The sequence below is a fragment of the Arenibacter palladensis genome, assembly GCF_900129275.1.
In the GTDB taxonomy this organism is placed as follows: domain Bacteria; phylum Bacteroidota; class Bacteroidia; order Flavobacteriales; family Flavobacteriaceae; genus Arenibacter; species Arenibacter palladensis.
Genome location: NZ_FQUX01000002.1, coordinates 877,354 through 891,290, shown reverse-complemented (window position 1 = coordinate 891,290; position 13,937 = coordinate 877,354). Strand labels below are relative to the sequence as shown.

13 protein-coding genes are annotated in these 13,937 nt (G+C 37.3%); 5 read left to right on the top strand and 8 right to left on the bottom strand.

The window, feature by feature from the left end:
• Window positions 1-2 precede the first annotated feature (2 nt).
• On the bottom strand, window positions 3-2,786 hold the full coding sequence (gene uvrA / locus BUA60_RS09860) for an excinuclease ABC subunit UvrA (protein WP_072861556.1): 2,784 nt from the start codon (window positions 2,784-2,786) through the stop codon (window positions 3-5).
• 242 nt (window positions 2,787-3,028) lie between these two features.
• On the opposite strand from uvrA, the gene BUA60_RS09855 reads away from it, so the two are divergent.
• On the top strand, window positions 3,029-3,610 hold the full coding sequence (locus tag BUA60_RS09855; protein WP_072861555.1) for an RNA polymerase sigma factor: 582 nt from the start codon (window positions 3,029-3,031) through the stop codon (window positions 3,608-3,610).
• A 745-nt stretch (window positions 3,611-4,355) separates the two neighbouring features.
• Window positions 4,356-4,937, top strand: a complete 582-nt coding sequence (locus BUA60_RS09850; protein ID WP_031444405.1) for an RNA polymerase sigma factor — start codon at window positions 4,356-4,358, stop codon at window positions 4,935-4,937.
• A gap of 234 nt (window positions 4,938-5,171) precedes the next feature.
• Here BUA60_RS09850 and BUA60_RS09845 read toward each other — a convergent pair whose 3' ends face one another.
• A complete protein-coding gene (locus BUA60_RS09845; RefSeq protein ID WP_072861554.1) occupies window positions 5,172-5,834 on the bottom strand; it encodes an endonuclease III domain-containing protein in 663 nt (220 codons plus the stop codon).
• 88 nt (window positions 5,835-5,922) lie between these two features.
• On the opposite strand from BUA60_RS09845, the gene bcp reads away from it, so the two are divergent.
• Window positions 5,923-6,372: a thioredoxin-dependent thiol peroxidase gene (gene bcp / locus BUA60_RS09840; protein WP_072861553.1), complete on the top strand. Its 450-nt coding sequence runs from the start codon at window positions 5,923-5,925 to the stop codon at window positions 6,370-6,372.
• Window positions 6,373-6,446: 74 nt separating this feature from the next.
• Here the strand turns inward: bcp and BUA60_RS09835 are convergent, their stop codons facing one another.
• Window positions 6,447-7,907, bottom strand: coding sequence for a nicotinate-nucleotide adenylyltransferase (locus BUA60_RS09835; RefSeq protein WP_072861552.1), 1,461 nt, complete (start codon window positions 7,905-7,907; stop codon window positions 6,447-6,449).
• 88 nt (window positions 7,908-7,995) lie between these two features.
• Between BUA60_RS09835 and BUA60_RS09830 the strand changes: the two genes are divergently transcribed.
• Window positions 7,996-8,760: an MBL fold metallo-hydrolase gene (locus BUA60_RS09830; RefSeq protein ID WP_072861551.1), complete on the top strand. Its 765-nt coding sequence runs from the start codon at window positions 7,996-7,998 to the stop codon at window positions 8,758-8,760.
• 80 nt (window positions 8,761-8,840) lie between these two features.
• Complete coding sequence (locus BUA60_RS09825; protein ID WP_072861550.1) at window positions 8,841-9,335, top strand: hydrolase; 495 nt, start codon at window positions 8,841-8,843, stop codon at window positions 9,333-9,335.
• On the opposite strand, the gene BUA60_RS09820 is transcribed toward BUA60_RS09825, so the two are convergent.
• The 5 genes from BUA60_RS09820 to BUA60_RS09800 all read right to left on the bottom strand — a co-directional run bounded on the left by BUA60_RS09820 (window position 9,332) and on the right by BUA60_RS09800 (window position 13,917).
• Window positions 9,332-9,991, bottom strand: a complete 660-nt coding sequence (locus tag BUA60_RS09820) for an alpha/beta hydrolase (RefSeq protein WP_072861549.1) — start codon at window positions 9,989-9,991, stop codon at window positions 9,332-9,334. The genes BUA60_RS09825 and BUA60_RS09820 overlap by 4 nt on opposite strands.
• 1 nt (window position 9,992) lies before the next feature.
• A complete protein-coding gene (locus BUA60_RS09815; RefSeq protein WP_072861548.1) occupies window positions 9,993-10,319 on the bottom strand; it encodes a hypothetical protein in 327 nt (108 codons plus the stop codon).
• A gap of 82 nt (window positions 10,320-10,401) precedes the next feature.
• Window positions 10,402-10,719, bottom strand: coding sequence for a magnetosome magnetite crystal formation protein family (locus tag BUA60_RS09810; RefSeq protein ID WP_072861547.1), 318 nt, complete (start codon window positions 10,717-10,719; stop codon window positions 10,402-10,404).
• A gap of 25 nt (window positions 10,720-10,744) precedes the next feature.
• On the bottom strand, window positions 10,745-11,998 hold the full coding sequence (locus tag BUA60_RS09805) for a dihydroorotase (protein WP_072861546.1): 1,254 nt from the start codon (window positions 11,996-11,998) through the stop codon (window positions 10,745-10,747).
• Entirely contained in the window at window positions 11,995-13,917 is a 1,923-nt protein-coding gene (locus BUA60_RS09800) for a BatA domain-containing protein (protein WP_072861545.1), read from the bottom strand. Before BUA60_RS09800 ends, BUA60_RS09805 begins: the two co-directional genes overlap by 4 nt.
• Window positions 13,918-13,937 lie beyond the last annotated feature (20 nt).

Here is a 13,937-nt window from a genome sequence, read left to right as displayed (position 1 = left end):
ATCTAATTGGGCAGTTTTTCCTTAAGGTATTTTGCTGTGTAGGAAGTTTTGTTCTTTACAACAATTTCTGGCGTTCCCTGGACCAATAGTTGTCCACCCTTATTTCCGCCGTCAGGCCCAAGGTCTATAATATAATCGGCACATTTTATCAAGTCTATATTATGCTCTATTACAATTATGGAATGTCCTTTGTCTATTAATGCATCAAATGATTTGAGCAATTTTTTAATATCGTGGAAATGGAGACCCGTAGTAGGTTCGTCAAAAATAAACAGCGCCTTGTCCTTGGTGTTCCCCTTCACTAAAAATGAGGCCAGTTTAATACGTTGGGCTTCACCCCCCGAAAGGGTAGAGGAGGATTGCCCCAAAGTTACATACCCTAGACCAACATCTTGAAGTGGCTTCAGTTTGGTTACAATTTTGGATTGGTTGTTTTTGTTAAAGAAAGCAACGGCATCATCAATGGTCATATTAAGGACATGATCTATATTGGCATCTTCAAATTTTACTTCCAATACCTCCTTTTTAAACCTTTTTCCGTTGCAGGTTTCGCATTCCAAGTGCACATCGGCCATGAATTGCATTTCCACGGTAATCTCACCTTCGCCTTTGCATTTTTCGCATCTACCACCGTCAACATTAAAAGAAAAATGTTTGGCCTGATACCCTCTTAACTTACTTAATTTTTGGTTGGCAAAAAGATTACGGATATCGTCATAAGCTTTAATGTAGGTTACGGGGTTGGATCTGGAAGAACGACCAATTGGGTTTTGGTCAACGTATTCCACGTGCTTTAAGGATTGAAATTTGCCCTCCATGGAACTGTACTGCCCAGCTTTCTCTCCGTAGCCCCCAAGCTCCTTTAGGATTATAGGGTATAATAGCTTTTTTACCAAAGTACTTTTTCCACTGCCCGATACACCTGTAATTACTGTTAATACGTTTAAGGGAAAGGTGACATCAATATTTTTAAGGTTGTTTTCCCTAGCTCCCTTAATCTCTATAAAATTTTTGAAAGGCCTTCTTGATTTTGGTACGGCAATTTCTTTCTTACCATTAAGATAAGCGGCCGTAAGGGAGTCGGACTTAAGAATTTCATCCAAGGTTCCATGTGCCACTACTTCCCCGCCATGCGTGCCCGCTTCCGGGCCAATATCGATCACTTCGTCCGCCGCTTTCATAATGTCCTCATCGTGTTCCACCACGATTACGGTATTGCCCAAATCGCGCAACGATTTTAGAACGGTAATTAGGTTTTCGGTATCCTTGGGGTGAAGTCCTATACTGGGTTCGTCCAAAATATACATGGAGCCTACCAGACTACTTCCTAATGAGGTTGCCAAATTTATTCGTTGACTTTCCCCACCGGACAAGGAATTGGATTTTCTGTTCAAAGTTAAATAGCTAAGTCCTACGTTATTTAAAAAACCTAATCTACTTTCAATTTCCTTGAGCAACCGGTTAACAATTTTCTCCTCGTTAATACTAAGTTTAATATTTTTAAAGAAACCTATAAGCTCATCTATAGGCAATTCTACAAGGTCGGAAATAGATTTTCCAGAAACTTTTACATAATCGGTTTCCTTCCTCAAACGCCTTCCCTTACAGGTACTGCATTTGGTTTTGCCACGATATCGGGACAGCATTACCCGATTCTGTATTTTATAACTTTTTTCTTCCAGGCCTTCAAAGAATTTGTGGATGCCGGTAAAATAACTGTTCCCTTCCCAAACTAGTTGCTTTTGTTCATCTGATAGCTGATACCATGGTTTATGGATTGGAAAATCGAATTTGTAGGCCACGTTCACCAATTCATCCCTGTACCAGCCCATACTTTCACCTCGCCATGGAAAAATTGCGTTTTCATAAACCGAAAGGGAGGTATTGGGAATAACCAAGTCTTCATCTATTCCTATAACATCCCCATAACCCTCACATTTGGGACAGGCCCCATATGGATTGTTAAAACTAAACAAATGGACATTGGGCTCTAGGAATTGAAGACCGTCCAATTCAAACTTATTGCTAAAATGGGTATTGTGACCTGTTGCCAAGTCCTGAACAATGCATTCCCCCTTTCCTTCAAAAAAGGCCGTATCAATGGCATTGCCCAATCTATTGAAAAAGTCTTCGTCGTTTTTATATATAATTCGGTCTACCACCAGTTCAAATTCCCGGCCTACATCCTTTAGGTCCTCATCTATCCTAGTAACCTCCCCATTGTACAATATTCTGGCAAATCCCTGCTTGGAAAACAATTGGAGCGATTTATAGGGATCCCTATCCGCACTAATTTTAATTGGGGCAAGCAATAGTAATTTGGTGCCTTCTTCAAAGGTCTTAATATATTCCACCACGTCCGAAACCGTATGCTTTTTAACCTCATTGCCCGATATAGGGGAAAAAGTTTTCCCAATACGCGCGAACATTAGCTTTAAATAGTCATAGATTTCGGTAGTGGTTCCTACGGTAGATCTAGGATTGGTAGAATTTACCTTTTGTTCAATGGCAATGGCCGGAGCTATACCTTTAATATAATCCACTTTGGGCTTGTCCAACTTTCCTAAAAACTGCCTGGCATAGGAGGAAAGACTTTCAACATATCTTCTTTGTCCTTCGGCATAAAGGGTATCGAAGGCCAAACTTGATTTTCCCGAACCGGACAGGCCTGTAATGACCACAAGTTTATTCCGTGGTATTACAACGTCGATATTCTTTAAATTATGGAGTTTTGCCCCTTTAATTATAATATTATGCTTGGGATTAACGTCTGTTATAGTGGTCATGCTCGTATTTAAGTTGGCAAAGATACGATATGTGAGTTTTATTCGCTAGTAGCCTTTGTCTTACAACTAAATTATATTCATTGAAGGAAAGTAGTTTGAATGGATATAATTTTTTTTATATTTGATGCATAATAAACCCTAAATAGCCTATACGTAACAAAATTACTTTTTTAAAATTTTGCTCAAAATGCACTTGTAACACAATACAGGTATGGCATTTTAGCCTCAAAAAAGTAATTTGTATGGAACTATTAATAGAAGATTCAGTATTAGTAAAAGACTACATGAACGGGGACGAAAGAGCCCTGGAAAAACTAATTAACCGACACAACCAGCGACTTAGCAGTTTTATTTATTCCAAAGTACAAGATCGGGAAGTTACAGAAGATATTTTTCAAGATACCTTTATGAAGGTGATAAGAACCCTAAAAAAGGGTAATTATAATGAAGAAGGAAAATTTCTACCTTGGGTAATGCGTATTTCCCACAACCTTATAATAGATTATTTTAGGAAGAATAAACGAATGCCCAGATTTGAAGGCAGCAATGATTTTAATATTTTCTCCATAATTAGTGATGATCAGTTAAATGCTGAAAGGAGAATTATAAAAGACCAGATAGATCAGGATCTGACCTTACTTATCAAAGAATTGCCAAAAGATCAGAAGGAGGTATTGGAAATGCGCCTTTATAAGGATATGAGTTTTAAGGAAATTTCTGAAAATACAGGGGTTAGTATTAACACAGCCCTGGGCAGAATGCGCTATGCACTTATCAACCTGAGAAAGATTGTGGAAAAGAACAACATTATTTTAACGAATTAATAGGCCTTATAACCGCTTTTGGTTAATTTCTTCATAACACTTGCGTTATTTGACAATAACAATATATTATTATGGGGAAATTCAACGTTACTACTAAGAACAATTGTAAATTAATGTCTACACGTAGGTCCAAAATGGATTTTTTGTTGAATTACTCTAAATCACTTTACATCCTTAAATGCGATAAGTGTAAGGATGAATTGGATGAGCATTGCTTAAATTAGAGGCTTACAACAGTTTTATAAATAGTATATACTTACCCATGTATTTAAGTAATGGTTTACTTAAATACATGGGTAAGTAGTTTAAAAGGCTATACCCTAATAGTTGTACTCCCAAGTTTTTACTGCACAATGTAATTATATACCCATTAATTTTGTTACCAGGGCATCCTTATAGTAGGCCCATTCAATAAACTGTACAGTGTTTTCTATATTCATTTATATTTAGGCTCTTCTTCCTTCCCTACAGCTGAGAATAATAAATAGTTTTACCAGGGATTCCTATAGGCCCTTTCAACTTCATTTTTGACCAATTATTATGCGTAAAATAAGAAAATTGGCATTTGACATCAATTAACGGGGGTTTTACAACATAGTTTTTTGCACACCTTACCATTTATATACTTTTATCCTGTTACTAATTAATAATGAAGATTTAAATTCTTCAATAAAGAAGAAGTAATAAAAAAAAAGTCCGAACCGAAAGGGGAGGCCCCCTAGTTTAACCAAAAACAATATTTTGTATGGAACTGCAAATAGATGACTCAGTATTAGTAAAGGATTACATTAACGGTAATGAAAAAGCTTTAGAGGTTTTGATCAACAGGCACAACCAACGTATTAGTAGCTTTATTTATTCCAAGGTATTGGACCGCGATGTTTCAGAGGACATTTTTCAGGATACCTTTATTAAAGTGATTAAAACCTTGAAAAAGGGAAATTATAGCGAGGAAGGCAAGTTTTTGCCTTGGGTTATGAGAATAGCCCACAACTTGGTAATTGATCACTTTAGAAGAAACAAAAGAATGCCAATGTTTGAGGGGAATGATGATTTCAATATCTTTTCCGTAATTGGTGATGATAAACTTAATGTAGAAAAACAACTTATCAAGGATCAAATAGATTCTGATCTTACCTTATTGATAGAGGAATTGCCGGACGACCAAAAGGAAGTTCTTTTAATGCGTATTTACAGGGACATGAGCTTTAAGGAAATCTCTGAAAACACTGGGGTTAGCATCAATACGGCCTTAGGAAGAATGAGATACGCACTTATAAACCTTAGAAAAATTATAGAAAAACATAATATCGTTTTAACGAATTAATAGGTCATAGGACGAACCGGACAATATTTCCATTTTAGCAGCGTTATCTTAACATAACAATACTATAATCCTATGGAAAAAATTTACTCTGAGAATCAGCACAAGTGTAAACTTGCCAAAGCGAGTCCTGAAACTATTAAGTTTTTGATTGGCTATTCCAAATCTTTGCAAATAGTTGAATATAGTAATATTCAATTCGAAAATAATTTAAACTAGACTAAAAAATCCCAACTCTTAGTTGGGATTTTTTGTTTTGTGGTAAGCATCTAAAACCTTTTTCCTTCCTATTGTTTTGGTTATGATGTCTTTTTCCAAATTCCACCCTCTTGCAGGGGAATATTCCCTTCCGTACCATATTATCTGTAAATGAAGATCGTTCCATAACTCTTTTGGGAATAATCTTTTCGCGTCTTTTTCGGTTTGTACTACATTTTTACCATTGGAAAATCCCCAACGGTACATAAGTCTATGTATGTGGGTATCCACCGGAAAAGCGGGTATTCCAAAGGCTTGGGAGACTACCACACTGGCTGTTTTATGGCCTACTGCCGGTAATTGTTCCAAAAGTTCCATCTCTTGCGGTACTTGTCCGTCATATTTTTCAATCAGGATTTTGGAAAGCCCATAAATTCCTTTGGATTTCATTGGTGATAGTCCAACAGGTTTAATAATTTCCCTTATTTCATCTGCCGTCATTTTTACCATATCATATGGATTGTCTGCCTTGGCAAATAGTATCGGGGTAATCTGATTGACCCTAACATCTGTACTTTGTGCGGACAATAAAACGGCAATAAGTAGCGTATAGGGGTCTTTGTGGTCTAGAGGAACGGGGATGGTGGGATATATGGTTTGTAAAGTTTCAATGGCAAAGTTTACTTTTTCCGCTTTCGTCATTTATTGCGTAATTTTATAAAAATATAAATATGGAAACACCCATTGGTTTGGGTGTGTTTTTAAATATAAATTTACTTAAAATATAACTATGAACACTTTAAAAGTAGGGGATAAGGTACCCGCATTTTCGGCCAAGGATGAAAACGGCAATATTATTAAGCTTTCCGACTATAAGGGAAAAAAATTAATCGTCTTTTTTTATCCAAAGGCAAGTACTCCCGGATGTACCGCCGAAGCCTGCAATTTACGGGATAATTATACCGAACTAAAAGCACAGGGTTATGAACTCCTGGGTGTTAGTGCCGACTCACAGAAACGTCAATTAAATTTTAAGAATAAGTATCAATTTCCTTTTCCATTGTTGGCGGATGAAGACCATACCATCCTTAATATTTTTGGGGTTTGGGGCCCTAAACAGTTTATGGGAAAAAAATATGATGGTATTCACAGAATGACTTTTGTTATTGATGGGGACGGAGTTATCGAAAAGGTAATTAATAAGGTCAAGACCAAGGATCACGCCGCACAAATTCTATAAATGCCAAGACAAGAACAAGGGGCTGTAATAATCATTTGGATTATTATAGCCCTTTGTATTGGCACTCTGATAAATTAGACTTTTTCCTGTTGTTCCTCTATGGGTTTACGGATAAAAAGTTTCTTCTTTTTTATTATTTCTGCTATTCCTTCAGGAAGTACGGATTCCCAACCTTCTTCTCCGTTGATTATTTTTTTGAGTACATCCCTGGAGAAAACATGTAATATTTCCGGATCGTAGTCAATAATGTCCATCACCTTTCCATTGTACTTGAAGAATTTGTACAATTCTTTCATTCTAGGATGGACTTTTATGGTGTTACTGGTCATTATTTGACCAGTTTCCTCGTTTCGCATTGGATATAGGTAAACCTTAAGATCTTTAAAGAATAATTTACCAAAAGCCTCTAGGATACCACCACTAAGATGACGGTAGTATTTTTCATCAAAAATATCGACCAAATTGTTTACCCCCATGGTAAGGCCAATCTTGGATTTGGTGTAATTGCTGAAATATTCAACGAGTTTAAAGTACTCCTGAAATTTCGAAATCATTACCGTATGGCCCAAGGAACATAATAGTTCTGCACGATCCATAAAATCCTGTTCATCTATCTCTCCCGAAGCACGAAGGTTGGAAAGTGTAATTTCAAAAATTACAACAGTATTTTCTTCCTCAACACTGGGTTCCCTGATAAATATTTCATAGGATTTTTTAAACATATCCATATTAACCTTGGTCACCGGTCTAAAGCTACCGCGTAGGGCCAATATATTTTTCTTGTAAAGTATGGTCGCCGGCAAAAGGTTATTGCCATCGGGTCCAAACATTACGGCATCGGTCATATCGTTCTTAACAAGCTGTAAACTCATCAATCGATTGTCGACTTCGGCAAAATTTGGTCCCGAAAAATTAACCATATCTATTTCAACGGTATCCTTGTCGATATGGTCATAAAGGTATTTTAGTAATTTTCTAGGCTTATCGTATTTGTAAAATGCACCGTAAATAAGGTTGACCCCAACAATACCTAAGGTTTCCTGTTGTAACCTCGCTTCATTTTGTTTAAAGCGAATATGTAGGATGATTTCGTTTAACTCTTTTTGTTTGGGATCCAACTGATATCGGATTCCGATCCATCCATGGCCTTTATATCTCTTGGAGAAATCAATGGTTGCAACCGTATTGGCATAGGAAAAAAACAATCTGTCGGGGTGCTTTTCCCGGCTTATCCTATTGTCCATGTTTTCCATTTCATGGGCCAACATCTTTTTTAACCTGGACTGGGTTACGTATCTACCATCTTCCTCTATACCGTAAATAGCATCACTAAAATCCTTGTCGTATGCACTCATTGCTTTTGCAATGGTACCCGAAGCACCGCCCGACCTAAAAAAGTGTGCTGAAGTTTCTTGTCCTGCACCTATCTCAGAAAATGTACCGTAAATATCTGGATTTAAATTTATCCTTAAGGTTTTTGCCTTAATGGACGGTACATTGGTAAAAGCGATTTCTTTCTTAAAAATGTTGGACATAGTGTCTTATTTACTTGTAGCAAAGTTAAAAAGATTGAGTTATCTATTAAATAAAATAGTTATAAATTTGGATTAAATAGATGTAAGATTGAAAATAACTTTTCTTGGTACTGGAACATCGCAGGGAATCCCCGTAATTGGGAGCAAACACCCTGTTTGTTTAAGTAATAATTCAAAAGATAAAAGGCTTCGGGTTTCGGTTATGGTTTCTTGGGATTCCTATAATTATGTAATTGATTGTGGCCCCGATTTTAGACAGCAAATGCTTGCCAATAATGTGGTAAAGATAGATGGAATTTTATTTACCCATGAACATTCAGACCATACTGCGGGAATAGATGATATAAGGCCATTTTTTTTCAGACAGGGGGATATTCCTATCTATGCCCATGAACGGGTTGTAACTTCTATAAAAGAAAGGTTCGATTATATATTCGCCGATGAAAATCGATATCCGGGTGCTCCGGCCGTAGAGATCAATACGATAAAAAACAATAAGCCTTTTAGGATCGGAAACTTAATGGCCATACCTGTGGAGGCGCAACACAATAGATTACAGGTTTTTGGGTTTAGAATACAGGACTTTGTTTATCTAACCGATGTAAAAAGTATGGAAAAAGTAGAAATGGAAAAAATAAAGGGGGTAAATACCTTGGTAGTCAATGCCTTGCGTATAGAACCCCACCATTCCCATTTCAATTTGGAGGAAGCGTTGGAATTCATTGATATTGTAAAGCCTAAAACGGCCTATTTGACCCATATAAGCCATTTGTTGGGTTTTCATGACGAGGTTGAGAAACAGCTTCCGGATAATGTGCACCTGGCCTATGACAATCTGGTCATAGAGGTATAAACAACCCTACAGATCATGGTTCAGGGAAATATTTCAACTAAAAAAAATAATATTAAACCAATAAAATAGAAAATTAGGGAATGAAACATAAGATTTACTTGTATTTGTTCATATTCGTATCGTTAATAGCACTTTACCAATTTGTAAGTACCAATAATATGGTGAAGGCAAAAAACACAAAAATAGAGTCCCAGGAAGAGAAGCTTTCCCAGTTGGAGGATTCCATACAGAAATTGCATATAAAGGTTTTGGACAACCAATATTTTTCTTTGGAGAATAATGATGACGCTTTGGCTTATTATGATCATTTAAATTTAAAGGATCCCAGTCTCTATATTTCGGATAAATTGCTGGAAACCAATGAGAGTAAGGGAGATAACCCCCTTATCCCATATGAGGGTATGGAAAATGATTTTAAAATAAACAAGATCAATATCTTGAACCACAAATGGATTTTGGCCGATTTCTCAGACGGGAAATACTGGGGGGAAGTATTGATCAAGTATGAACTTAAAGATGATCTGGGTGTGGATTTTTCTTTGATGGACCACTTATTGTACACCCGCAGCAATTAAATTTTATCCTGAAGCCATGTCTTGAAGGAGTAGAAATTTTGGGGGGCAACACCATGGCCAACCGGGAATTCCTCATATACATGGTCTATGTTTAGATTTTTTAAAATACCGGGAGCTTGCTGCGCCCAAGCAACAGGGATTACCTGATCCACACTTCCGTGGGAGACATATATCTTTAGGTCTTTGAAGTTGTTTTCCCTATAATTTTTCAAAATGAGGTTCTCATTGATATAGCCACTTAGGGCTATTACATTCTTGACCAACTCCGGGTATGATAGGGCCACCGCATAACTCAGGATGGTACCTTGACTGAACCCTAATAGGGTTACATTTTTTTCGTCCAAGCCATAGGTTTTGCATGCCTCCTCTATAAACACTTTAATTTTATCCCTAGAAAGGACTGCTTCTTCCTCATTGTTCCATTTGCCTTTTTCAGCTTCAAAGTTAATGGCATACCAGGCATTGCCATAGGGTTGCATAGGGTAGGGAGCCCTAACGGATATGATACATAGTTCCTTAGGCAGTTCGGAGGCAAAGGAAAACAGATCTTCCTCATTACTTCCATAGCCGTGGAACATAAAAAGTACCGGGGGCTTGCCCTCGGTTAAACTTGATGGTCTAATAAGATGTTCCAATGAAAGGGGAGCTGTTGTCATTCTAAGATATAAAAGTGAACCATTTTTGAAAATAGGGACCAAGTACGGGCACCTCTTGTTTCTTGTTGTTCAAGGCTCCAAGAAAGCCGTAGAACCAAAGTACTACATAAAAAACATAAAGGCCGTACCAAGCATATTCATTGTACCAATTGCTTAAAAAAATAGCAAAGCCTAGGAAAACGAGATGTAATCCAAATGCCTGTCGGGTATGAAACCGGGCAAACTCGTTCTTGGGATCCGAATTCATCGAAATGGCAATCAACGCCCCAACCATTGTGAGGTAGGCCACAATTGCCGTAGTCTTTCCTTCCTTAATAACATTATCCATAGGGGCAAAGTTAGTCAAGTTTAAAATTTGAACAAAAAAAGAGGTCCTTATTAGACCTCCCTGAATTTATAGATCTTTATTATTATTCCCCAATAGATCCGATAATGGGTAATTTTTCCAATTTTCCGTTGTTGGCATTTATGATACCCATAATAGCCAAAATCCATGGGGCCCACTGTAATATTCTAAGGAAACCCATGCCCATGGTAACAGCTATCACCCCTAGGACAATGGAAAGTGCTATGGCCAAGATCCACACCCTTAATGATTGTCCAATATGGAATTTGACAAATTCATTTTTTTTATCACTGTTCACTATGAAGGCAATGAGCAGGCCAATTACAGTAATGTAACTGATTATTGCCATAGTTTTTCCCTGACTTATAGTATTCTGGTCCATTGTAATGTTTTTAGTTCCTATAAATTTAGTTAATTATTTGATTGTTGGATACAATTCCATAAACCTTTCCTTTAAGTTTACTTCCCAAAAAGCAGCTATTACTGGAATTGGATAAAATATGCTGTTCTTCAAAGGTATATTCCTCATCGGGATCAAAAAGGGTAAGTGCTGCATTTTCACCTACTTTGAAACTAGGTGTTTCTATACCGTATCTTTCGCGACCTTTGGTCAAAAGGGAAATAGTGGTATCAAGGTCAAAAATCCGATTCAACATTCCAAAAGCGCTTTCCAACCCAATGGTACCATCCGAAGCATTATCAAATTCCACTCTTTTGTGTTCAATATCCATAGGTCTATGGTCTGAGGTAACATAATCTATAGTTCCATCCTTTATACCCTTTATCAGGGCCTTTCGGTCCGATTGGGTCCTAAGTGGTGGCATTAATTTATAGTGGGAGTCGAATTCTACCAAGGTCTTATCGGTGAAGCATAGGTTGTGTACTGCCACGCTGCAGCTCACATCCATTCCCTTTTTTTTGGCCTCAGCAATGAGCTTTACCGAATTGGCCGTTGAAATAGTGGGGATGTGCAGTTTTCCTCCCGTATATTCCAAAATGAACAGGTCCCTGACAATATTTAGTTCCTCTGCCAAATTAGGAATTCCCTTTAGTCCCAGTCTTGTGGAGACTTCGCCTTCATTAACGATTCCTTTTCCGGCAATCTGAAGGTCCATAGGAAAAGAATGTACCAGTCCATTGAAATTATGGGCATATTGCAGGGCAATTTTTAGAAGGTTTGAGTTCCTTAATGGTAATTTGTAATCATAGAACCCTACGGCACCGGCAGTTTTCATATCGTATAGTTCCGCCAAGCTTTCTCCTTCAGACTTAACGGTCAAAGTTCCCAAAGCATGAAGTGTTGTCGCAGCATTTTTCGAGGCATTCTTTAAAAAGACAATATCGGAGCTGCTATCGGGGAGGGGATTGGTATTGGGATTTAGGACAATGTCCGTAAAACCGCTCTTTGCTGCTGTATACAGGCCATTTACTATGGTTTCCCTTTCCTCGTAACCCGGTTCGCCAAAACTTACACTGGAATCCAACCATCCTAGGGATACATGTAGATTCTTTAATTGGATAATCTTCGTCTTTCCTTGAACATCCAAATTGGAGGCAATATCTTCAATTACCCCGTTTTTTATAAGAATATCGCGCTTTTTTAAATGAAGTTCCTTATTGTTAGGAGCTACTATCTTGGCAGATTTTAAAAGTATGTTCATTTCAGAAATTTTTGGATAAGAACTTCAATAAATATAAATGCTAATGCTAAAATAACAAACCATTTCCAAAGCTCGTTGATGCTATTGTCTTTTTCTATATTTTGGAACAGGGCAGAAATATCGTCGTTCTTACTGCTTGCATTGAGGTCGTCAAGGTCCATATAATGTAGCTGGCTTTCCTCCCTCGGAATGTTGAAACTTATGTTCTTTATGGTCTTTCCTTCGTCCGTTATATTGTATATCCCGGAAACCTCAGGGTAGTCGTTAAAAGTTAAGGTGGTTTTGGTGGTAAAGGATTGTTGAAAGGGTATAAATTCGAAATCTTTTAGGGACACTTTCAAAATTCGATCTTTTGTAAGTCTAACGGGGATATCAACAGTGGTTTTACTACCTATCATCTCATAAATTTCAGGCATTTTTAGGCTTGCCATTCCCATGTTGTATAAGGTTGGTACAATTAAGGGGGAATTCAAAATATTTGAATTTTCTTTGGATATGGATGCTGTAAATAAATAAGTACCGTCTTCCCCTACCAAAAACGGATCACCACTTTGATAAGAAAGGATTTTTGGCATGGCCGATTTTATACTGTAGAATGAATTTACGGAAGGATATTGGAAATTGGTTACTTCTTTTTCGAACACATTTTTATAGAGGGGGTGGGAAAAGGCAATCTGACTAATCTTTCGCTCTTCCTTGACCGAAGAAATTAACAAAGTATTGGAAAGTCCCATTAAAAAGGGATTGTAATTTTCCGTATTAACTTCACCACTTGGAATAACCACTAAACTGCCTCCTGCATTTTTAAAGGCTTGGAGGGCGTTTTGCAAGGCTATGGGAATGGTGTTAAGTTCGTTCAGGATAATCAAATTTTGTGATTCCAATAAGCTATAATTCAGTGACTTTAAGCTTAAATTGGAATATTGAAACACCTCCTTATTGTAAATACGGCTTAAATAATCACTATCTACATCCCCTACGGATAATACTTTGATTTTATCTTGTTTGGCCAAATTGAAGTACAGTTGATTGTCATAATTTAGACCTGAATCGGATATCACAATTTCGCCATTGATTAGTTCGTTGGCCGGAATGGTAAAAATTACCTCGCCTTTTTTATTGTTATTGAATGTAACCGAAGTTTTTGCTATCAATCTTTCTCCGTTATATAGGGAAACCGGAGTGTTATCCAATTTTGTATTGGTAGAGAGAATGCTTTTCAATTCCAAATTATCCGAGGAATAGGAATTGATAAATACTGTGTCGATGGAAATATTAACAAGGCTTTCCGGTGTCAATTTTACCAAATGCCTGTTGATGTCGGGGATGGAATCTATGGTAGGCGAATTGATAGACTTTTGAAAATCGGAAATCAAGACCAGATCTTTTCGTGTACCTTCAGCTTCGGAGAATAAGGTTTTGGCCTTTAAGTTGATTTCTTTCAGCTGTAATTGGTTGTTGGAATAGGGCAGGGCTAGCAAATCATTTTTGATGTCGCCAATACGAACTTCCTTAAATATTTTGTCATTGGTAAAAAGAGTGAAAACTTCTTCTTCGGGAATGGATTTCAGTATTCCTTGTACCATGTTTTCCAATAAGGTAGCTGTTCCCATTTTGGCCTGAGTACTTAAGGAATTATCAAGGTATATGACTATTTCGTTGCTTTTTAAAGCTGTTTTCCCTGGAATAAAGGGTTGGGCAAATGCAACAATAAGTGCAGTTAGGAGCAATAGGCGGGTAAATAAAAGAAGCCATTTTTTAAGCGAGTGGCTCTTTCTAGATTGCGCCTCTACTTTTTTTAAAATCTTTACATTGGTAAATGGGGTTTTCTTAAATCTACGGAGTTGGAAAAGATGAATAAAAATAGGAATCAGGAGAAGTAAAAGGGCCCAAAGGAGATTCGGATGTTTAAAAAGCATTCCCAAATTTAATTTTTCAA

Excerpts from the sequence above, each read along its gene's own strand:
- uvrA (WP_072861556.1), bottom strand. The coding sequence starts at position 2,786 with ATGACCACTATAACAGACGTTAATCCCAAGCATAATATTATAATTAAA.
- BUA60_RS09855 (WP_072861555.1), top strand. The coding sequence starts at position 3,029 with ATGGAACTATTAATAGAAGATTCAGTATTAGTAAAAGACTACATGAAC.
- BUA60_RS09850 (WP_031444405.1), top strand. The coding sequence starts at position 4,356 with ATGGAACTGCAAATAGATGACTCAGTATTAGTAAAGGATTACATTAAC.
- BUA60_RS09845 (WP_072861554.1), bottom strand. The coding sequence starts at position 5,834 with ATGACGAAAGCGGAAAAAGTAAACTTTGCCATTGAAACTTTACAAACC.
- bcp (WP_072861553.1), top strand. The coding sequence starts at position 5,923 with ATGAACACTTTAAAAGTAGGGGATAAGGTACCCGCATTTTCGGCCAAG.
- BUA60_RS09835 (WP_072861552.1), bottom strand. The coding sequence starts at position 7,907 with ATGTCCAACATTTTTAAGAAAGAAATCGCTTTTACCAATGTACCGTCC.
- BUA60_RS09825 (WP_072861550.1), top strand. The coding sequence starts at position 8,841 with ATGAAACATAAGATTTACTTGTATTTGTTCATATTCGTATCGTTAATA.
- BUA60_RS09820 (WP_072861549.1), bottom strand. The coding sequence starts at position 9,991 with ATGACAACAGCTCCCCTTTCATTGGAACATCTTATTAGACCATCAAGT.
- BUA60_RS09815 (WP_072861548.1), bottom strand. The coding sequence starts at position 10,319 with ATGGATAATGTTATTAAGGAAGGAAAGACTACGGCAATTGTGGCCTAC.
- BUA60_RS09810 (WP_072861547.1), bottom strand. The coding sequence starts at position 10,719 with ATGGACCAGAATACTATAAGTCAGGGAAAAACTATGGCAATAATCAGT.
- BUA60_RS09805 (WP_072861546.1), bottom strand. The coding sequence starts at position 11,998 with ATGAACATACTTTTAAAATCTGCCAAGATAGTAGCTCCTAACAATAAG.
- BUA60_RS09800 (WP_072861545.1), bottom strand. The coding sequence starts at position 13,917 with ATGCTTTTTAAACATCCGAATCTCCTTTGGGCCCTTTTACTTCTCCTG.